The 26,489-nt window shown below is 71.3% G+C and carries 19 protein-coding genes; 13 read left to right on the top strand and 6 right to left on the bottom strand.

The genetic code is table 11. From position 1 onward, the window contains the following. Positions 1 to 46: 46 nt before the first annotated feature. Positions 47 to 1,042: a 2,3,4,5-tetrahydropyridine-2,6-dicarboxylate N-succinyltransferase gene (dapD, locus tag OG928_RS26330; protein ID WP_406288041.1), complete on the top strand. Its 996-nt coding sequence runs from the start codon at positions 47 to 49 to the stop codon at positions 1,040 to 1,042. Positions 1,043 to 1,163: 121 nt separating this feature from the next. On the opposite strand, the gene OG928_RS26325 is transcribed toward dapD, so the two are convergent. Further along, positions 1,164 to 2,882 (bottom strand): class I adenylate-forming enzyme family protein, encoded by a 1,719-nt coding sequence (locus tag OG928_RS26325; protein WP_406288039.1) that lies wholly within the window; start codon positions 2,880 to 2,882, stop codon positions 1,164 to 1,166. A 204-nt stretch (positions 2,883 to 3,086) separates the two neighbouring features. Here OG928_RS26325 and OG928_RS26320 point away from each other — a divergent pair, with 204 nt between their 5' ends. Further along, complete coding sequence (locus tag OG928_RS26320; protein WP_406288037.1) at positions 3,087 to 3,506, top strand: DUF6153 family protein; 420 nt, start codon at positions 3,087 to 3,089, stop codon at positions 3,504 to 3,506. 96 nt (positions 3,507 to 3,602) lie between these two features. Further along, positions 3,603 to 4,280, top strand: a complete 678-nt coding sequence (locus OG928_RS26315) for a DUF305 domain-containing protein (RefSeq protein ID WP_406288035.1) — start codon at positions 3,603 to 3,605, stop codon at positions 4,278 to 4,280. Positions 4,281 to 4,323: 43 nt separating this feature from the next. Here OG928_RS26315 and OG928_RS26310 read toward each other — a convergent pair whose 3' ends face one another. Beyond that, entirely contained in the window at positions 4,324 to 4,959 is a 636-nt protein-coding gene (locus OG928_RS26310) for a TetR/AcrR family transcriptional regulator (RefSeq protein WP_406288033.1), read from the bottom strand. A gap of 108 nt (positions 4,960 to 5,067) precedes the next feature. Between OG928_RS26310 and OG928_RS26305 the strand changes: the two genes are divergently transcribed. The 7 genes from OG928_RS26305 (at position 5,068) to OG928_RS26275 (ending at position 15,650) form a co-directional block, all read left to right on the top strand. Then, the gene (locus OG928_RS26305) at positions 5,068 to 6,597 is read left to right on the top strand and encodes an MFS transporter (RefSeq protein ID WP_406288031.1); all 1,530 of its coding nucleotides are present in this window, start codon (positions 5,068 to 5,070) and stop codon (positions 6,595 to 6,597) included. Positions 6,598 to 6,976: 379 nt separating this feature from the next. After that, positions 6,977 to 9,319 (top strand): PQQ-binding-like beta-propeller repeat protein, encoded by a 2,343-nt coding sequence (locus OG928_RS26300; RefSeq protein WP_406288029.1) that lies wholly within the window; start codon positions 6,977 to 6,979, stop codon positions 9,317 to 9,319. 494 nt (positions 9,320 to 9,813) lie between these two features. After that, complete coding sequence (locus tag OG928_RS26295; protein WP_406291218.1) at positions 9,814 to 10,791, top strand: ABC transporter permease; 978 nt, start codon at positions 9,814 to 9,816, stop codon at positions 10,789 to 10,791. Positions 10,792 to 10,794: 3 nt separating this feature from the next. Beyond that, positions 10,795 to 11,754 (top strand): ABC transporter permease, encoded by a 960-nt coding sequence (locus OG928_RS26290; RefSeq protein ID WP_406288027.1) that lies wholly within the window; start codon positions 10,795 to 10,797, stop codon positions 11,752 to 11,754. After that, positions 11,751 to 12,842: an ABC transporter ATP-binding protein gene (locus OG928_RS26285; RefSeq protein WP_406288025.1), complete on the top strand. Its 1,092-nt coding sequence runs from the start codon at positions 11,751 to 11,753 to the stop codon at positions 12,840 to 12,842. The genes OG928_RS26290 and OG928_RS26285 overlap by 4 nt, the downstream gene beginning before the upstream one ends. Next, positions 12,842 to 13,975 (top strand): ABC transporter ATP-binding protein, encoded by a 1,134-nt coding sequence (locus OG928_RS26280; protein ID WP_406288023.1) that lies wholly within the window; start codon positions 12,842 to 12,844, stop codon positions 13,973 to 13,975. The genes OG928_RS26285 and OG928_RS26280 overlap by 1 nt, the downstream gene beginning before the upstream one ends. Continuing rightward, positions 13,965 to 15,650: an ABC transporter substrate-binding protein gene (locus OG928_RS26275; protein WP_406288021.1), complete on the top strand. Its 1,686-nt coding sequence runs from the start codon at positions 13,965 to 13,967 to the stop codon at positions 15,648 to 15,650. The genes OG928_RS26280 and OG928_RS26275 overlap by 11 nt, the downstream gene beginning before the upstream one ends. Positions 15,651 to 15,881: 231 nt before the next feature. Here the strand turns inward: OG928_RS26275 and OG928_RS26270 are convergent, their stop codons facing one another. After that, entirely contained in the window at positions 15,882 to 17,171 is a 1,290-nt protein-coding gene (locus OG928_RS26270; protein WP_406288019.1) for a citrate synthase, read from the bottom strand. A 303-nt stretch (positions 17,172 to 17,474) separates the two neighbouring features. On the opposite strand from OG928_RS26270, the gene OG928_RS26265 reads away from it, so the two are divergent. Then, positions 17,475 to 19,364 carry a protein kinase domain-containing protein gene (locus tag OG928_RS26265; protein WP_406288017.1) on the top strand — a complete coding sequence of 630 codons (1,890 nt, stop codon included), beginning with the start codon at positions 17,475 to 17,477 and terminating at the stop codon, positions 19,362 to 19,364. Between the two features lie 670 nt (positions 19,365 to 20,034). On the opposite strand, the gene OG928_RS26260 is transcribed toward OG928_RS26265, so the two are convergent. Together OG928_RS26260 and OG928_RS26255 are read right to left on the bottom strand one after the other, a co-directional pair. Next, positions 20,035 to 21,021 (bottom strand): hypothetical protein, encoded by a 987-nt coding sequence (locus OG928_RS26260; protein ID WP_406288015.1) that lies wholly within the window; start codon positions 21,019 to 21,021, stop codon positions 20,035 to 20,037. After that, a complete protein-coding gene (locus tag OG928_RS26255) occupies positions 20,976 to 21,995 on the bottom strand; it encodes an N-6 DNA methylase (protein ID WP_406288013.1) in 1,020 nt (339 codons plus the stop codon). The genes OG928_RS26260 and OG928_RS26255 overlap by 46 nt, the downstream gene beginning before the upstream one ends. A gap of 230 nt (positions 21,996 to 22,225) precedes the next feature. Here OG928_RS26255 and OG928_RS26250 point away from each other — a divergent pair, with 230 nt between their 5' ends. Continuing rightward, entirely contained in the window at positions 22,226 to 23,110 is an 885-nt protein-coding gene (locus OG928_RS26250) for a hypothetical protein (protein WP_406288011.1), read from the top strand. 91 nt (positions 23,111 to 23,201) lie between these two features. Here the strand turns inward: OG928_RS26250 and pucL are convergent, their stop codons facing one another. Further along, positions 23,202 to 24,083 (bottom strand): factor-independent urate hydroxylase, encoded by an 882-nt coding sequence (gene pucL, locus OG928_RS26245; protein WP_406288009.1) that lies wholly within the window; start codon positions 24,081 to 24,083, stop codon positions 23,202 to 23,204. Positions 24,084 to 24,363: 280 nt separating this feature from the next. On the opposite strand from pucL, the gene OG928_RS26240 reads away from it, so the two are divergent. Continuing rightward, complete coding sequence (locus OG928_RS26240) at positions 24,364 to 26,445, top strand: serine/threonine-protein kinase (RefSeq protein ID WP_406288007.1); 2,082 nt, start codon at positions 24,364 to 24,366, stop codon at positions 26,443 to 26,445. Positions 26,446 to 26,489: the final 44 nt, after the last annotated feature.

Here is a 26,489-nt window from a genome sequence, read left to right as displayed (position 1 = left end):
CCGGCCGGCGCGATGGGAGTGGGCCGGCCCCGGGTACGGTAGGGACGTGATCGACACTGCTATCTCTTCCCCCGTTGGTGCCGTCGCCGCCGGTCTCGCGACGATCGCCGCAGACGGCACCGTCCTGGACACCTGGTACCCCGCGCCCGAGCTGACGTCGGGTGACCCCGACGGCAAGGCCGAGACCGTGCGCCTGGGCGCCGACGAAGCGATCGCGGCCCTCGGTGGCGACGCGGCCGCCGGCCTCGGCGCCGACGCGGTGCGCGGGGTCGAGGTCGTCGCCGTGCGCACGGTGATCGCGTCGCTCGCCGCCGCCCCGGTGGACGCGCACGACGCCTACCTGCGCCTGCACCTGCTGAGCCACCGCCTGGTCCGCCCGCACGGCGCGAACCTGGACGGGCTGTTCGGCCTGCTCGCCAACGTCGCGTGGACCAACCTGGGCGCGGTCCCGGTCGACGAGGTGAATGCCGCCCGGCTGCGGGCCCGCGCCGCGCGGGTGCCGTTCGAGGTCGCCGGCGTCGACAAGTTCCCGCGGATGACCGAGTTCGTCGTGCCGAGCGGGGTGCGGATCGCCGACACCACGCGCGTGCGCCTGGGCGCGCACCTCGCGTCCGGTACGACCGTGATGCACGAGGGCTTCTGCAACTTCAACGCCGGCACGCTCGGCGCGTCGATGGTCGAGGGCCGGATCAGCGCGGGCGTCGTGGTCGGCGACCACAGCGACGTCGGCGGCGGCTCGTCGATCATGGGCACCCTGTCCGGCGGTGGCAAGGAGACCATCTCGGTCGGCGAGCGCTGCCTGCTCGGCGCGAACTCGGGCATCGGCATCTCGCTGGGCGACGACTGCGTCGTCGAGGCGGGCTGCTACGTCACGGCCGGCACCCGCGTGACCACCCCGGACGGCAACGTGGTCAAGGCGGCCGAGCTCTCCGGCCGCGACGGCCTGCTCTTCCGCCGCAACTCGGTGTCCGGCGCGATCGAGGCGATCGCCCGCACCAAGTCGTGGGGCGCGCTGAACGAGGACCTGCACAAGAACGACTGACGCGTCACCCGGACACGACGACGCGGGGCGGGGCCGGCGCAACACCTCCGGCCCCGCTCCGCGTCCGGTCCAGTGCCGCGACGGGGCAAACGTTGCCGGTCGCGGCACTGGCTTCGGTGCGCTACTCCTCGACCAGGTCGGCGGCCTTGGCCCCGGTCGCCACCGCCCGGATGACCTTGCCGGTGGGCGTGCGCGGCAGTGGCTCGGCGCGCAGCTCCCACAGCGCCGGGACCTTGAAGTGCGCCAGGCGCTCGGCCACGTAACCGGCCAGCTCCTCGGCGGTGATCGCGCCGCCCGCGGCCGGCACCACGATCGCCTTGACCTCCTCGCCCCACTCCTTGTGCGGCACGCCGACCACGACCGACTCCGCGACGGCCGGGTGCGCGTCCAGGCAGTGCTCGATCTCGGCGGGGTACACGTTCTCGCCGCCGCGCAGGATCAGGTCGCTGCGCCGGGTGGCCAGGAAGAACCGGCCGCCGCGGGTGTAGCCGAGGTCGCCGGTGCGCAGCCGGCGATCCGGCGTGAGCGCCTTCGCGGTGGCCTCCTCGTTGCGCCAGTAGCCGCGCATGACCAGCGGGCTGCGGATCCACAGCTCGCCCTCGGCCCCCTCGGGCAGCTCGGTGCCGTCCTCGTGATGGACCGTCACCTCCACCGTGGGCACGGCCGTGCCGATCGCGCCGGGCTCGCCTTCGAGCTGCGCGGCACCCGCGGTGGTGGCCACTCCCCCGGACTCGGTCAGCCCGTATCCGACGCCCACCGCGCCCTTCGCGTTCGGGAACACCTCCTGCAGCCGGCGCACCAGTTCGGGGGCGAACGCCGCGCTGCCGCCGCCGAGGCGGGCGATCGAGGACAGGTCGTACGAGGGTGTGTCGGGGTGGTCGACCACCCGCCACGCGAGCGTGGGGACCAGCGCCCACGTCGTGCAGCGCTCGCGCTCGATCAGTTCGAGCGCGCGGGTCACCTCGAACCGGCCGCTGTACAGCACCATCGTCTGCCCGCCGGCGAGCGCGGCCACGGCGCCCGCGAGCAGGCCGGAGACGTGGAAGAACGGGCTGTTGACCAGCCAGCGCCCGGCGGGTGCCGCGGCGAGGACCTCGGCGGGCACGTGCGCGGAGGCCCGGGCGGCGAGCAGGGCCTGGAGGTTCTGCATCGCGACGATGTTGCGATGGGTGAGGACGGCGCCCTTGGGCCGGCCGGTGGTGCCGGACGTGTACAGGATCAGCGCGGGGTCGTCCTCGTCGGCGGCGCCCGGGGGCAGCTCCGTGTCGGGCGCGTACGCCTCCAGGGCGGCGAAGTCGGTCTCGATCTCGACCACGGGCACACCCAGGCTCGCCGCGGCCGCTACGGCCCCGCCCAGGCGCTCCAGGCGGCGTCGGTCGGCGACGAGCAGCTTGGGTTCGCAGTCGGCGATGCCGTAGCGGATCTCGTCGGCGGCCCACCAGCCGTTCATGCCGACCGCGATCGCGCCGAGCGCGGCGGTGGCCTGAAAGGCCGTCAGCCACTCGGGCCGGTTCGCGGCCAGGATCGCGACCCGGTCGCCGGGGCCGATCCCGTACCTCTCGCGCAGCGCGATCGCGGTCGACGCGACGGCCCGCGCGTGCTCGGCGAAGCCGACCCGGCGGCCCTCGTACACGAGGTACTCGCGGTCGCCGAAGCGGCGCGCGCGCTCGACGAACGCGGTGAGCGACCGGGGGCGATCGGCCAGGACGCGCAGCGGCACGCCGAGCACGTCCTCCTCGACGAGGGCGAACGGCCCGCCGGGAGCGGTCAGGGCGACGAGCGCGTCGACGGGTGCCGCGTCGGGCGCCTTGTCGGGCTCGGAGGAACTGGTGGTGGCCATGGCCCGGACCCTAGAACTCCTTGATCGAGTCATTCAAGTGCTCGGCGGTGTGATCTGACACGTGTTCAGTTTCCGCGCGCCGAGCGGTTCGTGCGTGATGCGGATACCCCGTACGGGTAGCATGTCGAATCGGTACGGCGGCGGAATCGGCGGAATCGGCGAAGCCCACGGAAGCGACGGGATCGGCGGGGGGGTGCGGCGGGAGTGCTCGGCACGACACCCGGCACGTCCTCGCTCGCGCGCCTGCTGTTCCTGGTGCTGCTCCTGCTCGGCACGGCCGGCATGCACACCCTCGGCCATCCGCAGGAGGCCGCGCCGGCGGCGATGTCGGGGCACCAGGGACACCAGGAATACCGGGAGCACCCGTCGACGGCGCCGGCACCCGTGCCGGTCGACGACCACGGCGGCGGCTCCGGCCACTCCGGCACCGACCCCGCGTCAATGTGCGTCGCGGTCCTGCTCGGCGGCCTCGCCGTGGGCCTGGTCGCGCTCGCGTGGCGGCGCGGTCGGCTCGTCCGCGGCCGGCACCTCGCGGTCGCGCGCGGCCTCGGGCGCCGGCTCACCGCCGCGCTGCCACCGGCGCGCCCACCCGATCCGACGCACCTCTCGGTGCTGCGCATATAGGCCGACGCCCGACACGGGCCACGGCCCGTGACGTCACGTCACCTCTCGGCGGCCCCACGGGTCGCCGAACCGCAGTCACGATCGGGAGAGACACCCATGCAGACCCACTCGCGCCTTCGGCGCGCCCTGGTACCGGCCTCGTTCGCCCTCGCGGGCACCCTCGTCCTCGCCGCGTGCGGGGACGACACGAAGGACGGGAACGCCAAGGGCGCCGGCGCACCGTCCGCGCGCCCCACCGCGAGCGCGCCCGCCACGAACACACCCGCCGGCGGCGCCGCCTCGGCGGCGTTCGGCGACGCCGACGTGATGTTCGCGCAGATGATGATCCCGCACCACGAACAGGCCGTGGAGATGGCCGAGCAGGCCCCGGCCAAGTCGGCCGACCCCGAGGTCAAGCGGCTCGCCGCGGCGATCGAGGCGGCCCAGGCGCCCGAGATCGCGTTGCTGAGGGGTTGGTTGACCGCGTGGGGCAAGCCGCTCGCGGCGCCCGCGGGTCACGACATGAGCGGCATGATGTCGGCCGCCGAGATGACCGCCTTCGGGCAGTCCTCCGGCACCGAGTTCGACCGGCGCTTCCTGGAGCTGATGATCGTCCACCACGAGGGCGCGATCACGATGGCGAAGGACGAACTCGCCAAGGGCACCGACCCCGAGGCCCGCCGGCTCGCCCAGGCGATCGTCACCTCGCAGGCCGACGAGGTCACCCGGATGAAGGCGCTGCTCGCCGGCAAGGGCGGCGCCGCGACGGCCGCGCCCGCGCCCGCGCACCACTGAGCCCGACGCCGGGGCGGCCGATCGGCCGCCCCGGCCCGGGACTTCAGTTACGGACCGCCATCATCGGAATGAGCGCGTTGTCCACCAGCGACTCGATCTCTTCGCGCGACATCGGCACACTGGTCAGCGAGAAGCGGTGGCACAGCACCGAGGGGCCTGCGGACACGCATTCGGGGGCCACCGCGCCCGGGCGCGCCTCGCCGCGCGCGACCGCGTCCGTCAGGACCTCCGTGAGGAGCTCCTGCCACGGATCGATCACCCGCTTCTGCCACATGTCGGCGAACTCGACGTGCCGGCTGATCTCCCCGCACAGCAACCGGATCCCCAGGCCCAGGGTGCCCGACATGGCGTGTGAGATGGTTTCCAGATAGGTGATCAGGTCGGCGCGCAACTCCCCGACGAGAGGAACCGTTTCCGCGTTCGGCAGGGTGGCCGAGAGTGCGTCGGCGGTCATGCTCATCTTGTCGGGCCAGCGTCGATACAGCGCCGACTTGCCGGTCCCGGCCCGAGCCGCGACGCCCTCGAAGGTCAGCGCGCCGTATCCGCGCTCGCCGAGCTCGGCGATCACCGCTTCGCTGATCGCCCGCTCCAACGTGACCCCGCGCTTGCGCGGACGCTGCCTGTAGTCGGTGACCAACAGGGCCGTCTCGACGTGACCCGCGCGTGCTCCTGTGCTCACTGTCGCCTCCGCCAACCATGGTACAGAAAACGTTTGCGTTCTCTAAGGGATAACCTCTAGATTCACGCAGAGAGAACGCTCACGTCCACTAGCAATGCGAGGCAATCCATGACGACGGCACCTTCCGAGGTCGCCGGCTCGACCGGATCCCCAGCCGACGACGCGCCCCACGCGCGTCGCGGATTGGCCTTGGCCCTGCTCGCAGGCGCCCAGTTGATGATCGTGCTCGACGCGACCATCGTGAACATCGCCTTGCCCGACATGGGCAAGGCACTCGACATAAGCGAAACATCACTCTCGTGGGTGATGAACGCCTACATGCTGACCTTCGGCGGCCTGTTGCTGCTGGGCGGTCGGCTCGGTGACCTCTTCGGCCGACGCCGCCTCCTGGCGCTCGGCCTGATCGTGTTCACCGTCGCGAGCCTGTTGGGCGGGTTCGCGACCTCCGAGGGGCTCCTGCTGGCCGCGCGTGCCCTCCAGGGCGTCGGCGGGGCGATGGTGGCCCCGGCGGTCCTGTCGTTGGTGACGACGACCTTCGCGGAAGGCCCGGAACGCAACAAGGCGTTCGGCGTCTACGCGGCGGTCTCGGGTATGGGCTCGGCGGTCGGCCTGCTCCTCGGCGGCGTCCTCGTCGAGTACCTGTCCTGGCGCTGGGTCATGTTCGTCAACGTGCCGATCGGCATCGCACTCGTGGCGGCCCTCCCGCTCGCGATTCCCGACGATGCCAAGACCGGCGAGAAGGCGATCTGGCGCGGCCGGTTGGACATCCCCGGCGCGGTGACCTCCACGCTCGGTGTGACCGCGTTGGTCTACGGCGTGATCCGGGCGGCCGACAAGAGCTGGACCGACGGGCTGACCATCGGTTCGCTCGTCCTGTCGGCGGTTCTGATCGCCGGCTTCATCGCGATCGAGCTCAAGGTGCAGCGGCCGCTCATGCCGATGCGGCTGTTCCGCAACCGCAACCGCTCCGCGAGCTACGTCGTCATGGCCCTCGCGGCCGGCGGCATGATGGGCGCGTTCTTCTTCATCACGCTCTACATGCAGATCGTCGCGGGCTACTCGCCGATCAAGGCGGGCCTGGCCTATCTCCCGCTGTGCGCGGGCGTGATGATCTCGGCCCAGTTCACCAGCGTGATGCTGCCGAAGATCGGTCCGCGCGTACTGCTGACCGTGGGCCCGGTCCTGGCCGCCGCGGGGCTCTTCTACCTGTCCCTGCTCGAGGTCGACTCCACCTACGTCGTGGGCCTGCTGCCCGCGATGGTGGTGTTCGGTCTGGGCATGGGCCTGATCTTCGTCGCGATCATGGCCACCGCGGTGGCCGGCATCGCGCCGGAGGACGCGGGTATCGGTTCCGCGATGCTCAACGTGACGCAGCAGGTCGGCGGCGCGGTCGCGATCGCGGTGCTGACCACGGTCTACTCCACCTCGCGCGACTCCAAGATGGACGACCAGATCGCCAAGCTGGGCGAGAAGGCCCGGTTCGACGTGGAGTCGGTCAAGCTCGCGCTCACCGAGGGCTACACGGCCGGCTTCGTGGTCGCCACGATCCTGCTCGGCGTGGCCGCGATCATCGCGGTGGCGGTGCTCCGGGTCGGCAAGTCGGACCTACCCACGGATGCTCCCGGCGGCCTGCACTAGGCGGCACCGGGCAGACGCGCCGACCCTCGGTCGGCAACCCGACACCCGGGCCCGGTTCACTTCGAACCGAGCCCGGGTGCTTTTGGCGCCGAACCGGATTGCGTCCGATTCGGACTGATCAAGGCATGATTATCCACTTCCATGACCACTCTTCGTGATCAACACCTGGGGGAATCCCCTGTGTTTCGATCGAAGCGGGACGCGGCGTGGGCGGCAGAGCGAGCAGGCGGGTACCCTGCGACAGGCAGCGGGTGCTCCACCCCGGGGCACCTAGATCGCGACGCCGGGCCGACCGGCGCCGTGGCACTCCTCCCGCCTGTTCCTGTCGAAACAGCCGCTCGGCGGGGATGATGGGCGGTGGGGCGACTTCGGGGGGATTGTGACGGAACACGGATGGCCGGGTGAGCCACCGGCCAAGGGGGATCCGGAACGGATCGGCCCCTATGTCGTGCTCGGCCGACTCGGCGCCGGCGGCATGGGCCGGATCTATCTGGGGCGTTCGCCTTTCGGGCGGCTCGTCGCCATCAAGACGATCCGTTCCGAGCTGGGCGGCGATCCCGGCTTCCGCGCGCGCTTCGCGCAGGAGGTGGCCGCGGCCCGCAGGGTCAGCGGCGTGTTCACCGCCGCCGTGGTCAACGCCGATCCCGACGCCGCGGTGCCGTGGCTGGCGACCGCCTACGTGCCCGCGCCCTCGCTCGAATCGCTGGTCCGCGCGTGCGGGCCGCTGCCGCCGCGCGCGGTGCGCTGGATGGCCGCCGGCATCGCCGAGGCGCTCGAATCCGTGCACGCCGCGGGGCTGGTGCACCGCGACCTGAAGCCGTCCAACGTGCTCGTGGCCAGCGACGGCCCCAAGGTGATCGACTTCGGCATCTCGCGCGCGGCCGACTTCGGCTCGCTCACGATGACCGGCGTCGCGGTTGGCACCCCCGCCTACATGTCGCCCGAACAGGCACAGGGCGTGCGGGACATCACCCCGGCCAGCGACATGTTCTCGCTCGGCGCGACCCTCGTGTACGCGGCGACCGGGCACTCGCCCTACCCCGACCGCAAGCCGGCCGAGGCACTGCTGCGCCTGGTCACCGGCTCGCCCGACCTCAACGGCCTGCCGCCCGAGCTCAACGGCCTGGTCAACCTGTGCATGCAGCGCGCGGCCGAACACCGGCCGAGCCCGACCCAGTTGCTCAACCAGCTCGCGCCACTGCTCGACGACAGCGACGCGGACAGTCAGCTGCCCGACAACGCGTCGGCGATGGTGCAGCGCTTCGAGAGCCAGTACCGGCCCACGATGGGTCCGCGTACGCCCCCGGTGCGCGAACTGGTCGAACCCGAGCCGGTCGACGCGCCGAGCAACGAGCGGCCCGACCCGAACAACATGGGCAAGCTCCCCAACCAGGTGCGCGAGGAGCCGCGCCCCCTCCCGCGCCCGGAGCCGCACCAGGCCGATCCGCACCGGTCCGCTCCGCCGCAGCCGCCGCGCCCGCCGTCGAACCCGACCCGCAAGCCGCCGCCCCGGCCGCCGGTGCCGCCGACGAACACGCCGCCGACCGGACGGCCGGGCGAGTCGCGCCCGGTCGCGGGTCGCCAGGTCTCCACGTCGCACCCGTCGCCGGCGCTGCCGACCGAGCGGGTGGCCCGGCCGCCGGCGCCCATACCCAACTCTCCGGTCACCTGGCCGGAGACCGGGCCCGACGTGCCGCGTCAGCACCCCACGCCGCCGCGCACACCCACGGGCGGCCTGGAGACCTCGCCGGTCTGGCGGTTCACCGCGACCGGCGAGATCCTCACGCCGCCGGTGCGCGCGGGCTCCGGCCGGACCGCCCGGGTGCACGTGCACAGCAACGACAACGGTCTGCACACCCTCCACCTCGCGACGCGCGAGTGGCGGTTCGACTCGTCCGGTTGGTCGCACCCGCCGGCCGTGGACGGCGAGCTGATGTACCTCAGCAGCCAGGACAACCACGTCTACGCGCTGGAACTGACCTCGCGTCAGTGGCGGTGGAGCTTCCCCACCGGCGGCGAGGTCGTGGCCGCCCCCGTGGTCGCCGACGGCACGGTCTACTTCGGGTCCAGCGACAACGCGCTGTACGCGGTGGACGCGGCGACCGGGCGATGTCGCTGGCGCTTCCCCACGGGCGGCTGGGCCACCTCGCCGACCGTGGTGGACGGCACGGTCTACTTCGGCTCCAGCGACCGCTGCGTGTACGCCCTGGACGCCGCGACCGGCTGGTGCCGGTGGCGGTTCGCGACCGGCGGCTGGGTGTCCTCGCCGACCGTCGCCAACGGCATCGTGCACGTCGGCAGCACCGACCAATACCTCTACCTGCTCAACGCCACCGACGGCGCGATGCGCGGGTGGTTCGGCGCGGGCGGTCCGGTCGCGCAGCCGGCCGCGTCCGGCAATCTGTCCTTCTTCGGCAGCGGCGACGGCGGCCTGTACGCGGTCGACGTGAACACCACCCGCTGCGTCTGGCGCTTCGGGGCCGAAGGCTGGGTGACCTCGCCGGTGGTGGCGGGCGACACCGTCTACGCGGGCAGCAGCAACGGGGCGGTGATAGCGGTCGGCATGGGGGGCGAACCCCGCTGGCGCTTCACCACCGGAGGCCGGGTGACCTCGCCGATCGTGGCCGACGGACTGCTTTTCGTGGGTAGCGCGGACCGGAGCCTGTACGTGCTCGACGCGGCCACCGGAAAGGGCCCTTCGGTCGCGACCCCCGCCGGCTGATCGTGGCCTGACTTCGTTCAACTCTTGACCCCTGGAACGGGTCCGAGCCATAGATCACGTTCAGGTCACAAAACTACCGATCAATCGGGAGTCGCCGTACAGTTCCCGGCACTGGGCTCGATCGGGCGCGTTCCACGGCCCGCGCGACCCCGGCGCGACATCGGCACGACCGCACGACACCGTCCGGCGACCCGCTCCTCGGGGCCTTCGCGACGGCCTGCTCTGCCTCGCTCTGCCCGTACGTGGCAACACCCGTACCTCGCGCTCCACATCGCCGTAGTTCCCCGATCTGGCACACATCCCACAGCTCGACACGTGACCGCACGGTTCGCATCGGCACGGCGAACCCGTCCGCCGCGCGGTGATCCCGCACGGCCCGGGCCCGTACCCGTGGACCGCCGAGCCGGTTCTTCCCGTCCCTCCGCCCCGCGTGTCGCCCATCGGGCGCCGCCGGGTCCGGAGCCGTACCTCGACGAAGGTCGGTGGTGACCCAGGTGCGCTTCATCCTCAGGCGTATCGCCTTCTACCTGGTGACCGCGTGGGCCGCGATCACCATGAACTTCCTGATCCCGAGACTGATGCCGGGCAGCCCGGAGAACGCGGTCCTGCAGAAGTTCCAGGGCCAGGTGACACCCGCTCAGATCGAGGCCGTGAAGGCGCAGTTCGGCCTGAGCGACGCGAGTCTGATCTCCCAATACGGCACCTACTGGAAGAACCTCTTCAAGGGCGACCTGGGCATCTCCATCGACCGGTTCCCGGCACCCGTGAGCGAGGTGATCGGGCAGGGCATCTGGTGGACGGTGATCCTGGTCGGCGTCGCGACGCTGATCAGCTTCCTGCTCGGCACCGGGCTCGGCATCCTCATCGCGTGGCGGCGCGGGTCGCGGCTGGACGCGCTGCTGCCCGTCACCACGTTCTTCTCGGCCGTGCCCTACTTCTTCATCGCGCTCGTCGCGCTCACCGTGTTCGGCACCGAACTGGGGATGTTCCCCGAAAGCGGCGGCTACCGGACCGAGTTGGTGCCCGGCCTGTCCGGCGAGTTCATCTCCAGCGCGCTCAGCCACTCGGTGCTGCCCGCGGTCACCATCATCGTCAGCTCGCTCGCGGGCTGGCTGCTCGGCATGCGCAACATGATGATGACCACGATCTCCGAGGACTACGTGCTCGTGGCCGAGGCCAAGGGCCTGCGCGAGCGCCGGGTCATGCTCGCCTACGCCGCGCGCAACGCGATCCTGCCGAACATCTCCGGCTTCGCGATGTCGCTCGGCTTCGTGATCAGCGGCTCGATCGTCACCGAGACCGTCTTCTCCTACCCCGGCATCGGCCAACTCCTGTTCCGGGCCGTACTCGCGAACGACTACCCGTTGATGCAGGGGATCTTCCTGATCATCACGCTGATCGTGCTGCTCGCCAACTTCGTCGTGGACATGTGCTACGTGCTCCTGGACCCGCGCATCCGGCAGGAGGGCTGACCGATGGCAGCCACCACCACCCTCGCCGCGGCCGCGGCCACCGGGGACGAGACACCCGTCAGGACGCGCCGCGGCCTTCCGCTGCTGCGCTCGGGCAAGGCCGTCACCGGCCTGCTCATCCTGGGGTTCTTCGCGCTGATCGCCGTGATCGGCCCGTGGATCGCCCCGCACGACCCGTCCGCGACCGACGCCGAAGCCATCCTGCGAAGCCCCTCCGGCGCGCACTGGTTCGGCACCACGCAAAGCGGCCAGGACGTCTTCTCGCAGGTGCTCACCGGAGCCCGGTCCTCGATGCTCGTGGGCCTGTTCGCGGCCACGTTCGCGACCGGCCTCGCGGTGCTGATCGGCGTCACCGCGGGCTTCGTCGGCGGGGTCGTCGACGACTTCCTGTCGATGTTCACCAACATCTTCATCGTCATCCCGGCGCTGCCGCTGACGATCGTGCTGACCGGATACCTGGAGGGCGGCGGCTGGTTCCCGATCGCGGCGGTGATCAGCTTCACCGGCTGGGCGTTCGGCGCGCGGATCCTGCGCGCGCAGACGCTCTCGCTCCGGGCCCGCGACTACGTCAAGGCCGCACGGGCGATCGGCGAGAAGCCGTGGCGGATCGTGTCGGTGGAGATCGTGCCCAACCTCGGCGCGATCATCACCGCCGGCTTCCTGCTCACGTTCGTGTTCGCGATCCTCACCGAAGCCAGTCTCTCCTTCCTCGGCCTGGGCTCGCTGGAGACCTGGACCTGGGGCACCACCTTGTACTGGGCGCAGAACTCGGCCGCGTTCACCACCGGTTCGTGGTGGTGGTACATCCCGCCGGGGCTGTGCGTCGCGCTCGTGGGAGCGAGCCTGTCCCTGATCAACTTCGGCGCCGACGAGCTGATGAACCCGCGACTGGCGGGCTCCACGCCCAAGAAGAAGCGACGGAACGAGGCCGGGCGCGGCCCGCGCCGCAAGGAGGCGTCGTGACCGAGCGCGAGAAGCTGCTGGAGATCCGCGGCCTGACCGTGGACTACGGCGACGGCCCCGGCGCGGTGCACGCGGTCGACGACGTCGACCTCGTGCTGCACCGCTCGGAGACCCTGGGCCTGGCCGGCGAGTCCGGCTCCGGCAAGTCCACGCTCGCGCACGCGGTCACCCGCCTGTTGCGCGCGCCGGGCCACATCACCAAGGGCGAGGTGCTCTACCACCCGCGCTCGCGCGAGCGCACCGACACCTCGGCGACCGGCAAGCGGGCCAAGGCGATTCGCGACACCGACGGGCCCGTCGACGTGCTCGCGATGAACCGCGAGGAGCTGCGCGCGTTCCGCTGGGAGGAGATCGCGATCGTCTTCCAGAGCGCGATGAACGCGCTCAACCCGGTCCGCGACGTCGAGTCGCAGATCGCGGACACGTTGCGCGCGCACCGGGCCGGGATCACCCGCAAGGAGTGTCGCGAGCGGGCCGCGCACCTGCTCACCACGGTCGGCGTGCCCGCCGACCGGATGCGCAGCTTCGCGCACGAGTTGTCCGGCGGCATGCGTCAGCGCGTGATGATCGCGATGGCGCTCGCGCTGGACCCGGAGATCCTCGTCCTGGACGAGCCCACGACCGCGCTCGACGTGGTCGTGCAGCGCGAGGTGCTGGCCGAACTGGTGCGTCTGCGGGAGGAGTTCGGCTTCTCGGTGGTGTTCATCACGCACGACCTGTCGCTGCTCCTGGAGATCGCCGACCGGGTCGCGATCATGTACGCGGGTCGCGTGGTCGAGTCGGCGCCCGCCGACCGGATCTACCACGATCCGACCCACCCCTACACACGGGGCCTGGTCGGCTCCTTCCCGCCGCTGCGCGGGCCGCGCCGGGAGTTGGTGGGCATCCCGGGTTCGCCGCCGGACCTGCGGGCGCTGCCGCCGGGGTGTTCGTTCGCACCGCGCTGCGCCGAGGCGTTCGCGCCGTGCCCGAGCGTGGACCCGCGGCTGCGCACCCCGCGCGGCGACACCGACGGCAGCCGGCAGACGGCGTGCCATCTGCACGACTTCCGCTATCCGAGCGGGACTTCCATGAACGGGGAGGCGTGATGGCGGGTGACACCGAGCCCACGAAGGTCGCCGAGCCGGTGCCGGACGAGGCGGCCCCGGAGCCGATCCTCGCGGCCCGCGGCCTGACCAAGCACTTCCCGGTCCGCCGCCGCGGCGCGCGCGACCTCGGCGGGCCGCGCCGGGTCGTACACGCGGTCGACGATGTCACCGTGGAGCTGTTCCGCGGCCGGATCACCGCCGTCGTGGGCGAGTCCGGCTCGGGCAAGTCGACCATCGCGCGCCTGCTCGCCCGCCTGGAGCCGGCGACCGCGGGCACGCTGACCCTGGCCGGCGAGGACGTACCGCTGCGCAGGCACCAGGTGGCGCGGTCGTACCTGACCCGGGTGCAGATGATCTTCCAGGATCCGTTCGCCTCGCTCAATCCGATCCACACGGTCGAGCACCACCTCGTCCGACCGCTCAAGCTGCACGGGCCGAGCCGGACCCGGGCGCAGACCCGGGCCGAGGTGCTGCGCCTGCTGGAGCGGGTCAGTCTGACCCCCGCCGAGCAGTTCGCCCGCAAGCGCCCGCACGAACTCTCCGGCGGACAGCGCCAACGCGTGTCGATCGCCCGGGCGCTCGCGGTCGAGCCGGAGGTGCTGCTCGCGGACGAACCGGTGTCGATGCTGGACGTGTCGATCCGACTCGGCGTGCTGAACCTGCTGCGGAAGCTGGGCCACGACGACGACTTGGCCCTGCTGTACATCACCCACGACATCGCTTCCGCGCGCTACTTCGCCGACACGATCCAGGTGATGTACGCGGGCCGGATCGTCGAGGGCGGGCCGGCCGAGGAGGTCACCCAGGAACCCGCGCACCCCTACACACGGCTGTTGATCGACTCGGCGCCCGACCCGGACCGGCGCGGCGCGCTGACCCGGGACCGGGAACGGCTCGGCGAACCGCCCAACCTCGCGGACCCGCCGCCGGGTTGCCGGTTCAACCCGCGCTGCCCGCACGTGATGGACATCTGCAGGACGGACGTACCACCCGCGTTCCCCACGGGGGACGGCCGGTGGGCGGCCTGCTGGCTGCACCGGACCACACCCGAGACACCCTCCGCGGACCGGCCCGCCGCCGGCGAACGGCCCGATTCCTCCGACCAGACGGTGGTGAACGCACGTGCAGAGTAAGAGATTCGGCACCCGCCTGCTGAAGACCGCGATCGGCCTGACGAGCCTGGCCCTGGTGGCCACGGCGTGCAGCGACAGCGGCAACAGCGGGGGGAAGTCGGGCGAGATCATCCTGCGGGCCGAGGCATCCCCCGCGGGGCAGATCACCCGCAACTTCAACCCGTTCAACACGCAGGGTCCGCTCGCGCTGCTCGGCGGCTGGTCGATGATCAACGAGCCGCTGTTCATCACCAACCCGGTCAAGGAGAACGACGTCACGCCGTGGCTCGCCAAGAGCTGGGAGTTCGGCCCCGACGGCCTGTCCATGACGATGACCCTGCAGACCGGGGTGAGCTGGACCGACGGTCGCCCCTTCACGGCGGACGACGTCGCGTTCACGTTCAACCTGATCCGGGACAACCCCGGGATCAACACGACCGGCCTCCAGCTCAAGGAGGCCAAGGCGATCGCGCCGGACAAGGTGCAGATCGATTTTCCCGCACCCGGTTTCGCCCAGGAGGCGACGATCGGTCACGTCTACATCGTCCCCAAGCATCTTTGGGAGGGTAAGGACCCGGCCACCTTCACGTTCGACAATCCGGTCGGCACCGGCCCGTTCGTGCTCGACGGCAAGACCTTCACGCCGCAGGGCTACCTGCTGCGCAAGAACCCCAAGTACTGGCAGCCGGACAAGCCGAAGATCGACGGCATCCGCTACATCTCGTACAACTCCAACACGAGCGCCAATCTGGCCCTGAAGAAGGGCGAGTTGGACTGGGCGGGCAACTTCGTCAACGACATCGAGAAGGAGTACGTCAACGCCGACAAGGCGAACAACAAGTACTGGTTCCCGCCCGTCACACCGGTCTTCATGTGCGGGCAGCTGAGCGACCCCAAGTATCAGAACCCCAAGACCCGACTGGGCATCAGCGCCGCGCTCGACCGCGACAAGCTGGTCGCGATCGCCGAGCAGAACGAGCAGCCGGCCGCGAAGTCGCCGACCGCGATCCTGCCGCAGCACGAGCAGCACATCGCCGACAGGTACAAGAGCCTGGGTCTGAAGCAGGACATCCCGAAGGCCAGGCAACTCCTGGCGGAGGCGGGCTGGAAGCCCGGTGGCGACGGCATCCTGGTCGGCCCCGACGGAAAGAGGTTCGAGGTCACGCTGACCGCGCCGTCCGGGTTCACCGACATCATGACCATGTGGCAGGTGGTCACCGAGCAGCTCAAGGCGGTCGGCATCGCGGCCAAGGTGCAGGGCATGACGACCCAGCAGTGGATCGCCGACGGCTTCACCGGCAAGTACGACATGAGCATGTGCGCGCGCCTGTCGGGGACCAACACGAGCCCGTTCGACTACTACCAGAACCTGCTCGCCGGCTACCTGACCAAGCCGGTCGGCCAACTCGCGTTCGGCAACACACAGCGCTGGAAGGACGACGGGACCACGGACCGGCTGCTCATGCAGTACGCCTCCACCAAGGACCCGGCACAGCGCAAGGCGGCCCTGGAGGGCCTGCAACAGATCATGGTCGAACAGGCCCCGGCGATACCGCTGTTCAACTTCGTCGCCTGGGCGGAGTACAGCACCAAGCGGGTGACCGGCTGGCCGTCCGCCGAGAACCCGTACACGATCGGCTCGCCGACCGGCCCGACCTCGGTCCTGGTGGCGACCCGCCTGGAGCCGAAGAAGTAGGCATCCGCACGAGGCACCCGCGCGAGCACCCTCGCGAGCACCACCCGCACGAGCACCCGCACGAAAACAGAAACGATCTCGGAGACAAGAACCTCGAACCTCGGTTCGGATCGATGCGATTCCTTCGATCCGAACCGATTCGGGGCACCTGACTCCAAGATCGTTTCTGCGTGTTCGTGCTCGCGTTCGCGTTCGCGTTCGTGTCGCGTTCGCGTTTGCGTTCGCCTGTGGTCAGCGCGCGCCGAGCGGCGTGTAGTCGCGCTCCGCGATGCCCGTGTACACCTGGCGCGGGCGGCCGATCTTCGCCTTCGGGTCGGCGATCATCTCCTGCCAGTGCGCGATCCAGCCCGGGAGCCGGCCGATCGCGAACAGCACCGTGAACATCTCGGTGGGGAAGCCCATCGCGCGGTAGATCAGGCCCGTGTAGAAGTCCACGTTGGGGTAGAGCTTGCGCTCGACGAAGTAGTCGTCCGCGAGAGCCCGCTCTTCGAGCTGCATCGCGAGGTCGAGCAGTTCGTCCTTCTTGCCCATCCGCGACAGGACGTCGTCGGCGGCCTTCTTGATGATCGTCGCGCGCGGGTCGCGGCTCTTGTACACCCGGTGGCCGAAGCCCATCAGGCGGACGCCGTCTTCCTTGTTCTTGACCTTGTTGACGAAGGCGTCGATGTCGCCGCCGTCCTTCTTGATCTCCTCGAGCATCTCGAGCACCTGCTGGTTGGCGCCGCCGTGCAGCGGGCCCCACAGCGCGTTGATGCCGGCCGAGATGGAGGCGAACATGTTCGCCTGGCTGGAGCCGACGAGGCGGACCGTGGAGGTCGAGCAGTTCTGCTCGTGGTCGCCGTGCAGGATCAGCAGCTTGTCGAGCGCGTCGACGACGACCGGGTCGGCCTTGTACGACTCCGCCGGGACCGCGAAGGTCATCCGCAGGAAGTTCTCGACGTAACCGAGCGAGTTGTCCGGGTAGAGCAGCGGCTGGCCGACCGACTTCTTGTACGCGTAGGCCGCGATCGTCGGCAGCTTCGCGAGCAGCCTTATGGCCGAGAGCCGGACCTGCTCCTCATCGAACGGGTTGTGGCTGTCCTGGTAGAACGTCGACAGCGCGGACACCACGGACGAGAGCATCGCCATCGGGTGCGCGTCGCGCGGGAAGCCGTCGTAGAACCGCTTGACGTCCTCGTGCAGCAGCGTGTGCTGGGTGATCTCGTCGCGGAAGTTGTCCAGCGAGCTCGCGGACGGCAGCTCGCCGTAGATCAGCAGGTAGGCGGTCTCGAGGAAGGTGCCCTGCTCGGCGATCTGCTCGATCGGATAGCCGCGGTAGCGGAGGATGCCCTCCTCGCCGTCGATGAAGGTGATCGCCGATTTACACGCGGCGGTGTTGACGAACCCTCCGTCGTAGGTCACCAGCCCCGTCTTGGCGCGCAGTGTCGAGATGTCCACGGCGGTGTCGCCGATCGTCCCCTCGACCAGCGGGAAGGTGTGCTCGTTTCCTTGGTGGCGCAGTACTACCGAGTCCTCGCTCATGGGGGTCCCCTACTTCTCGGCTCAGGCTCCGGCAGCCACCCGGATCGTGTCCGTGCGGTTCCGGTCTTTGTGACATGTGTGCATCAGTACGAATAGCAGGCGCGCGAGCCGGCCTCGCAGCCACCTCCCACCTGAGCGACAAACCGTGAGCCGCGTCACCTGACCCAGGGTGGCGGGTCGAGATGCCCAGAGTCATCACTGCCTTACGGCGCAACGGCGCACGTGTTTCGGCTTCCCGTTCCGAGTGTCACCCATGCGGCGTCATGATGGGGCACACGATCGGGTGGCTCGGGGGGACGTTGCGTGACCGGTGGCAGGCGACGGGGCCCGGCGCCCCTGGAAGCGTACGATCCGCGCCGGATCGGGCCCTACCGCGTGCTCTCGCGGCTCGGCCAGGGCGGCATGGCCCGGGTGTTCCTGGGTCTGTCCCCCGCGGGTCGGTTGGTCGCGGTCAAGACGATCCTCGCGGAGCTGGACCACGACGAGGACTTCCGGCGCAGGTTCGCTCGCGAGGTGTACGCGGCGCGCCTGGTCAGCGGCGTGTTCACGGCCGCCGTGGTGGCGGCGGACCCGCACGCCGCGCGGCCGTGGCTGGCCACCGCGTACGTGCCCGCGCCGTCGCTGCGCGAGGTGGTCGACGAGTGCGGTCCGCTGCCCGCCGACGCGGTGCGTTGGCTGGGCGCGGGGGTCGCCGAGGCGCTGGCCGCCATCCACGGCGCCGGGCTGGTCCACCGCGACCTGTCGCCGGGCAACATCCTGGTCACCCTGGACGGCCCGAAGGTGATCGACTTCGGCCTCGCGCTCGCCGAGGGCCAGCACACGGTCAACCTGGTGGGCACGGTGGCCTACATGGCGCCGGAGCAGGTCGCGGGCGACTACGGCACGCGCGAGTCGGACATGTACGCGCTGGGCGCGACGCTGCTGTTCGCCGGGACCGGTCACGCTCCGTACGAGGGCAATGCGATGCGGATCATGAACGCGATCCGCGGCCGGGATCCGGATCTGACCGGGCTGCCGGCCGAACTGCTCCCGCTGGTCGAGTCGTGCCTGCGGCGCAGGGCGGAGCAGCGCCCCGCTCCGGACCGGGTCGTCGCGGACTTCGCCGACGTGCTCACCGGCCGGCGGCGCCCGCACGAGGCGGCGGCGTGGCTGCCGCGGCCCGTCCTGGAACTGCTGTACGAGCACGAGCGGCGGATCCGGCCCGCAGTGGGGCCCGCGGCGCCCACGTCGGTGCCCAGGCCCGTGCCGGGGCCGGTGCGGGCCGTGCCGGGGCCGACCAAGCGCCATTCGGAGGCGCCGCGGGTGTCGCGGATGCCGCAGCGGCCGCAGGCGTCCGGGCTGGACCGGATCGTCTACGCGGCGAGCGGGCGTGGTCCGGCGACCGTGCTGGCGTCCTCGCTGGCGGAGCCGGGCCTGCAACGCTGGCACGCGATCCTGGAGCCGGTGGTGGGGCCCGCGCTCGGGCCCGCGTACGACCGGGCGCGGTCCTGCGCCGTGCGGTTCGGGATGCTGGGCGGCCGGCCGACGTTGATCCGCCGCACGGCGGCACACGCGCTCGTGCTGATCGCCCCCGGCCGGCGCACCCCGGGCTCCGGGCCGGTGTCCCTCGCCGGGCCTCGGCACACGCTCGCGCTGGGCGCGGCGACCGAGGACGTGCCCGGCCTCGAGCACCCGACCGGCCGGCACCTGCCCCAGCTCGACACGGCCGTCCTGGACGCCGAGTTGGCCCGCCGCGAAGCGGCCCTGCGGCGGCGCGCGCAGCAGTACCCGGACGTGCTCGTCGACGTGCTCACGGCGATGCTCACCCGGCCGGACGAGACCTTCGCCCTCTCCGCGGCGGACGGGGTCGCGGATCCGGAGGCGGTGCTGTGGGGCCTGTGCGACCTGATCGGCCCACTCCTCCCGTACACGCTGTCCTTCTCGACCCTGACCGCCCCGGAACCCGACCACGAACCCCGCCTGGTCATCCACCGCGAATGGCCGGAAACCACCCAGGACAAACGCCACCGAATCATCCCCGGCGAAGAGCTCTACTCCATGACCGACCTACACCACACGGCAGCCCAAGCCCTGATCCACCACTACACCCCAACCACCTGGCCCACCACAGCCCCCCACCTGACACCCCCCACCCACCCCACCTCCCCCACAACCCGCTCGGAATCAATCCTCCACACCTTGAAACACCTCTAACGCCCCCACCACCAAGGGCAACCGCCCCGCAAACGGGAGAACAACCGAGGCAGCCCAACGACCACACGAGACCCGCCCACTCGATCGACCCGACCAAATCTCGAGACGGCCGACCCGCGCCCCGACCCGATGCACGCGCGAGACAAACCCATAACCAACCCAAACCGCGCTCGAGGCCTCTCAAGCCCAACCGACACCCAAGGTCGGCCACACACTCGAGGCAAGCCAAACCGGCCCGGGCCGGCACTGAGGCAAGCGGGGGCCGCAGGCCGGCGGGCCGGCGGGCTGCCAAGGGGACACCCGGCCCGACGAACGCATCAGGCAACCAAAACCAGCCCGGCCGGCGCTTGAGGCCGGCGGGCCGCAGGCCGGCTGCCCGCCATGGGGACACCCAGCCCGACGGGTACGCGAGACCCAACACGTCCGACGGACGCGCAAGGCAACCAAAACCAGCCCGGCCGGCGCTTGAGGCCGGCGGGCCGCAGGCCGGCTGCCCGCCATGGGGACACCCAGCCCGACGGGGTACGCGAGACCCAACACGCCCGACGGACGCACAAGGCAACCAAAACCAGCCCGCCGGCGCTTGAGGCCAGGCAGGCCGCAGGCCGGCGCAGCCCGGCGCCGGCCCGCCCAATGGCCCAACGAAGCCCGTCCGGCGCTTGAGGACCCGTCAAGCCCCCCCGGCGCCTGAGGATGGCGCCAGGAGCCCGGCCGTCAGCCCCGCGACGATGCCACGCCCAAGCGACTCCCCCAACGCCGCAGCCCCCCGAAGATCGGTGACGAACATGCGCAACGCCCGAAACGTCTCCCCATACGCCCGCTGCCGCTCCAACGGCAACAACGGAATCTCGATCCGCCGCACATCCACCCGCACGATGCTCGACCCATAACTCGCCTGCTTCACATGCGCGGGATCCGTCAGGAACCCGGCCAGAAACCACGGATCAAGCGTCCCCACATCCGGCCGCAACAAATGCAGATTCGGCCCCAACACCGCATCCCGCTCCGCGTGCCCGGCCACCCGCACCGCCCCGGCCCACCCCCCTCCCTCCCCGCCGCCGCCGCCCAACAGCGTGGGCACGATCACGTCCCCCACCCGGATCCGCGGATGCTGCGCCTCGTCCACCTCCGCCGCCGCCAACCGCCCACTCGGCGCAGCCACCGCGGCCAGGTCGGCGGTGGTGAGCATGGCCACCGTCGGCCCCACCGGCGTCTCGGCGCCCCCGCGCGTCGACCGCGAGGCACTGCGGTACAGCGCGACCGCCCCGGTCCGCGCCAGATCGGCCAGCGCGACCGACCGCCACGTCCCGGTCGCCTCGTCCGCGGCCCGAACCGCCGGCATCAGGTGCGGGAGCCGAGCCAGCAGCCCCAGGAGCCGCTCGCGCGTCTCGTCCACGCGTTCGGCCACGTTCAGATCGGTCTGCGCCGGCAGGTTGTGCGACGGCGTCAAGTCCACGCTGTCGTCGAGGAGTTCGATCAGCGGTACGGCCCGGTGCCGCCCCGGCGCCTCGGCCAGCCCCGCCGGATCCGCCCGGAAGTCGCGCCACGCCGCACCGGCCGTCCCGGGTGCCCCGAGGTCGTCGATCGCGGCGAACAGCACGTGCGAGGGCATCACGGCGCCGCCGGGCCGTTCGAGCACCCACGCGTGCAGCGCCACCCCGTACGGCGGCGCCGCCCCGCCGGCAGCCCGATCACCGCGCGCAGCGCCCCGCGTCGCAGCAGTTCGGCCCGGATCCGCCGCCCCGACCCGCGCGCGGCGACGGCCGGCGGCATCAGCAGGACCACCCGCCCGCCCGGCGCGGTGTGCGCGAGCGCGTGCTGGACCCACGCGAGTTCGGACTCGGTGCGCGGCGGCAGCCCGTACTCCCAGCGCTGGTCGTAGGCCAGCTCGTCATGACCCCAATTGCGGTCGTTGAACGGCGGGTTGCCCACCACCGTGTCGAACAGCTCGCCCGGCCACGCGTCGGCGCGCAGCGCGTCCCCCTCGGCGATCGCGATGTCGGTGTCTGCCCCCGCACCCACCTGCAACGCGAGTCGGACCCGGACCAGGCGCGCGAGCGCGGGCGCCTCGATCTGCCCCCGCAACGTGGCCGCAGTGCCCACGAAGCCCATGAGCAGGTCGCCGTGCGTGGTCGCGGGATTGAGCACGGTACCCCCGGATTCCCGTCCCACGCCCGCGAGTTCGGCAATCAGCGCGATGGTGGCCGCAGGTGTCACGCCGCCCGGACTGGCCGCCGATTCGGCGAAGCGCGTGTACAGGTCGGCGAAGACGGCGCCGGACCCGCGCGTCGCGGCGAGTTCGCTCGCGGCACGCAAGAGCTCGGTGTGCGGGCCGGTCGGCGCGGGCGAGCCGGCGAGCAGGTGCTCCCCGATGTCGGCCAGCCGCTCGGCGGTGTCGGCGGCGGAGACCACCAGGCGCCACAGGTGTTCCTCGGGCGCGACCTCGGCGATCTTGCCCTGCGCCCGCAGCCACCTCTCCACGTCGGACAGGGCGAACGTGGGGCTCGCGTCGCTCCCGCCCACGGGCTGCGGGAAGTCGCCGAAGCGTCGACGCCAGTTGCTGACGGCGGCGCGCCCGACGCCCGCGATGCGGGCGATCTCGGCAGCGGTGACCTGGGGGCTGGTGGACACCGTCTCCTCCTCGTGCAGGGGTTGTGAACCTCTCGGAGTTAACCACACAGGAAAGGCTTAACGAGCACGCAAAACCCGTGTTGACAGCGTTCACAGCTACTGCTTCTATTGACCCCAGCAGCACAGAAAGCTTGGCACGAACCCCGGAAACACCCGCACACCCAGCAGACCCAGCACACCGCGCACACCCCGTCATCGCGCCAACCGAAGTGCCTCCGAAGGGAAACCTCATGTCCCCGCTCGCTCCCCGGCCGACCGTTCAGCAGCAGTCCGCTCCGACCGCCGCCCCGCGGGGACGCCGCAGGGGCCTGATCACCACCGTGGGTGTCGCCGCCACGATCGCCCTGATGGGCTCGCTCGCCGCCTGTGACTCCTCCAAGGACGAGGGCAAGGCGTCCAGCGCCAAGGCCGAGTCGGTGTCGACCGACGCGGCCGACAAGAGCGCGGCGCCCAAGGGCGACGCCCCCAAGGCCGACGAGAAGGGCGACGCCAAGGGCGGCAGCACCGACAAGGTCGCCCAGGACCTGCTGGCCTACCTCAAGACCACCAAGCACGGCGGCGTGGTGACCGAGGTCCGGATCGCGAAGCAGTACGACAAGTACGAGGTCACGATCAACTCCTCGCTGCCCGCCGAGGGCTCGCTCACCGAGAACCTCAAGGCCGAGACCGCCCGGATGGACCAGGGCAGCAAGCTCGCCACCGAGGCCATGCAGTGGACGCAGGACAAGTCGAGCCTCGCGATCAGCTCGATCTCGGTGCTCGACAAGGAGAAGGGCACGGCGGGCATCGAGAACGGCCCGGAGAAGGACGGCGACAAGGCCGGATCCGACAAGTACGCCGCCGACATGCTCGCGAAGCTCAAGACGACCACCTACGGCAACCTGGTCACCAAGGTCCGGCTGGCGAAGACGTACTCCGGCTACGAAGTCGCGATCAACACGACGCTGCCCGCCGACAGCGAGAACGTCACCGCCGCGAACGCCCGCATGGACAAGGGGGGCAAGCTCGCCGCCGAGGCCAAGCAGTGGGCCGAGTCCAACACCAAGGTGAAGGTGTCCTCCGTCGAGGTCCTCGACGTCGAGAAGGGCATGGCCGGCATCGAGAACCTCGGCTGACGAACTTCCATCCCGGGGGGACAGAAGGGTGGGGGCGGTGCGCCGGGGGGCGCGCCGCCTCTACGGCGTTCGTCGCGGACCTGGTGCGGCACTAGCCCCAGGGCAACTCCGCCGAGGCCGCGGGCGCGGAATCCCGGAGCACGGTTCCCTCGATCACCCCGTACGGCCGATCCGCGGCGTGGTAGACCTCCCCCTCGTTCTCCTGGCCGAACGGGCTCAGGTCGACGAGGAAGTGGTGCTTGTTGGGCAGCACCATCCGTACCTCCACGAGCCCCTCCTGCTCGGCCAACACCGCCTCCCCCATCGCGTACAGGGTTTGTTGGAGGGCGAGGCTGTGCGTCTCGGCGAAGGTTCGCAGCATCGTGTCCCGCGCCGCCGCGAACGACTCGTCCCAGTCCGCCGCGACGCCCCTGTGCCGCCACCGCGCCCACACGCTCGTCGCCAGGATCCGATCGTCGGTCGGCCGCAGCGTCGTATAACGGTCCGTCATGAAGCCGTGGAATTCCGACCCCGTGGACTTGAGCACGGTGACGTCCTCGAGGCCCGCACAGACCTCGGTGCCCGTCGGACCGTGCACCACGCCCGCGTAACGCGCGCCCGACGCACGGGTCCACGCGTGCGGATGGGGACCGTTCGTCGCGGGGATCCGGACCCACGGATACTCGAGGATCCGCACCCGTGCGGTGTCGATCGACCGGTAGGCGCCGACGAAGTGCCGGGCCAGCCGCAGGCCGAACTCCTCGATCGCGGGCAGTGGTTCGTCCTGCGCGAACGCGAACACCACGGAGCGCATCGTGTCCGTGGGAACGACGTTCGCGTTGTCCCCGACCAGGTGGGTCCGCGCGAGGTCGCCGGACAGTGACACGGACACGTTCAGATCGCACAGTTCGTGCTCGGACGCCGTGGTCCGCGTGACCCGGACGAGCCGGACCTCGGCCTTGCCGTATCGATTCGGCCCCAGAACGATCGCCATCGGTTCAGCTCCCTCGCCGTGCGGGGTGATGTTGCCGCGAAGCTAGCGGCGCACACGGAGTGTGGTCAAAGACTCGAATCCGGACATGTCCCGGCGATCCACCGTCCGTGCGGGGTCCGTAACGAGAGGTTGACGAGGGTGTCCGGGCCCTCGGTGGGGTCTCGACCCGGACGGTAGGCTGCGGCAATGTCCGCGGGGAGGCGAGGCAGACAGGGGTGGTCGGATGCCCTGGCGCCACTCCCTGCCTTGGCGCAGCACATAGGTAGAGGGGGCGGCAGTCATGGATCCGCTGAAGCCGGGCGATCCCGGAGTTGTCGGCCGGTACCGGCTGTCGGCGCGACTGGGTCAGGGCGGCATGGGAACAGTGTTCCTCGGCCGCGCGCCCGGGGGTGACCGCGTCACGGTCAAGCTCGTTCGGCCCGACCTCGCGTCCGACAAGACGTTCCTGGAACGCTTCCGCAAGGATGTCGCGACAGCGCGCGAGGTCGGCGGTACGCACGTGGCGCACGTCCTGGACGCCGACGCCGACGGCACCCCACCGTGGATGGTCGTCGAGCACATCGCGGGCCCGTCCCTGGAAGCGGCGGTCGCGACCCACGGACCACTCCCCGAGCACACGCTGCGGGCACTCGGCGCGGGGCTGGCCGAGGGCTTGGCGGCCGTACACGAAGCCGGTCTGACGCACCGTGACCTGAAGCCGGCGAACGTACTGCTCGCGGCGGACGGCCCGCGGATCGCGGACTACGCGCTCGCCCGCGCGCTCGGCTCGGCGGGGATGACCCGTACCGGCGTCGTGGACGTACCGGGGTTGCCCGCGCCGGAGCAGGTGACGGGTGGGTCGATAGGCTCGGCGATCGACGTGTTCGCGCTCGGCGGGGTGCTGTGCCACGCGGCCGGCGTCGCGCCGTTCGGCGAGGGCTCGGTCGCCGAGATCGCGCAGAAGGTCGTGCGCGAGATGCCGGACCTGGCCGAACTCCCGGACTGGCTTCGCGAGATCGTCACCGACTGCCTGAAGAAGCGCCCGACCGCCCGGCCCACGGCGGCCGAACTGGTGGCGCGCTTCGCGGCGGCGGACGCGGCCGACGACTGGCTGCCGGCCGAACTCGCGGTGCTGGTCGCGGAGCATGACGAGCCCGCGGCCGAGGCCGACGCGGACGCAGACGAGGACGCGGACGGAACGGCGGCGGCCCCGGAGGTCGCGGCGGCGGAGTCGGAGTCGGATGACGACGAGGAGCCGGAGACCACCGAGGTGCCGGCGTTGGCCGGGCTCGTGGCCAAGCAGGGCGCGGATGACAAGGGCGATGGCGACGCCGATGCCAAGGCCGACGAGGCCGACGAGGCCGACGAGGCCGACGACAACGCGACGCCCGTGGCCACGCCGGCCGTGCAGGTGACCAAGGGCAAGGGCAAGGGCAAGACCAAAGCCAAGGCCAAGGACGACGCCGAAGCGGACGAGGCGCCCGACGAGGCCGAGCCGGACGCCGACGCCACGACCCCGGTCCCGGCACCTGCCGTCGACACGACCAAGGCAAAGGCGAAGCCGAAGGCCAAGGCAAAGGCCAAGACAAAGGCCGCCAAGGCGGAGCCCGACGAGGCCGAGTCCGACGAGTCGGCCGAGGCCGCACCCGACGACGACTCGACGCCCGTGGCCACCCCTGCCGCGCGCGTGACCAAGGGCAAGGCCAAGCCCAAGGAGAAGGACGAGGAGGAGGACGCGGACGAGGACGCCACCGCCGTGGCCTCCCCTGTTCCCGCCTCCCCCGCTCCCGCCCCCGCCACCCCCAAGGCCGACAAGCCGGCCGCCAAGGATCCCTACGACGGCGGCGCCCCCGTCGTCGTACCCGCCATCCGGCGTGGCACCGACGCCGAGACGGTGAAGGTGGCCCGTGACGCCGACACGCCGACCGAGGTCGTGCCGCCCCGGCCCGCGCCGTTCGAAGCCGGTGCGCCGGCGGCCGGCCCGGGTGGTGCCCCGACCGAGTTCCTGCGCCCCGAGGCCGCCCCGGCCGCGGCCTTCCCGCTGGGTGCCCCGCCCGCCGCCGCCGGCTCGCTACCGACGACGCACGAGCCGCGGGAGGCCAACCCGGTCGTCTGGTACGCCGTGATAGCGCTGCTCGGGCTGACCGCCGCCGGGCTCGGCCTGTTCCGGCTCACCGACTCGGCTTGGCGCGACGCGCAAAACACCGTCATGGGCGTCGTACTGCCGGGCATCTCGGTGGTGTTCGGCCTGGCCGGCCTGGCCGCGCTCGCGCTCGCCGTACTCGCCGCGCGCGGCAGCACCGACAACGCGCCTCCGCCGAGCCCGTTCGACGCGGGCCGCGCCCCCGAGCAGCTCCCAACCTCGGCGGACTCGGCGCGGTAGCCATACGCCCGCCCGGCACCCGCCACCGACACGGCGAGTGCCGG

The sequence above is a fragment of the Embleya sp. NBC_00896 genome, from assembly GCF_045207785.1.
GTDB lineage: Bacteria > Actinomycetota > Actinomycetes > Streptomycetales > Streptomycetaceae > Embleya.
This window is presented reverse-complemented; position numbering and strand designations above follow the sequence as displayed.

What these genes read in the sequence shown, in the direction of transcription:
- OG928_RS26325 (WP_406288039.1), bottom strand. Translation starts at nt 2,882, where the DNA reads ATGGCCACCACCAGTTCCTCCGAGCCCGACAAGGCGCCCGACGCGGCA.
- OG928_RS26315 (WP_406288035.1), top strand. Translation starts at nt 3,603, where the DNA reads ATGCAGACCCACTCGCGCCTTCGGCGCGCCCTGGTACCGGCCTCGTTC.
- OG928_RS26305 (WP_406288031.1), top strand. Translation starts at nt 5,068, where the DNA reads ATGACGACGGCACCTTCCGAGGTCGCCGGCTCGACCGGATCCCCAGCC.
- OG928_RS26290 (WP_406288027.1), top strand. Translation starts at nt 10,795, where the DNA reads ATGGCAGCCACCACCACCCTCGCCGCGGCCGCGGCCACCGGGGACGAG.
- OG928_RS26280 (WP_406288023.1), top strand. Translation starts at nt 12,842, where the DNA reads ATGGCGGGTGACACCGAGCCCACGAAGGTCGCCGAGCCGGTGCCGGAC.
- OG928_RS26270 (WP_406288019.1), bottom strand. Translation starts at nt 17,171, where the DNA reads ATGAGCGAGGACTCGGTAGTACTGCGCCACCAAGGAAACGAGCACACC.
- OG928_RS26250 (WP_406288011.1), top strand. Translation starts at nt 22,226, where the DNA reads ATGTCCCCGCTCGCTCCCCGGCCGACCGTTCAGCAGCAGTCCGCTCCG.
- pucL (WP_406288009.1), bottom strand. Translation starts at nt 24,083, where the DNA reads ATGGCGATCGTTCTGGGGCCGAATCGATACGGCAAGGCCGAGGTCCGG.
- OG928_RS26240 (WP_406288007.1), top strand. Translation starts at nt 24,364, where the DNA reads ATGGATCCGCTGAAGCCGGGCGATCCCGGAGTTGTCGGCCGGTACCGG.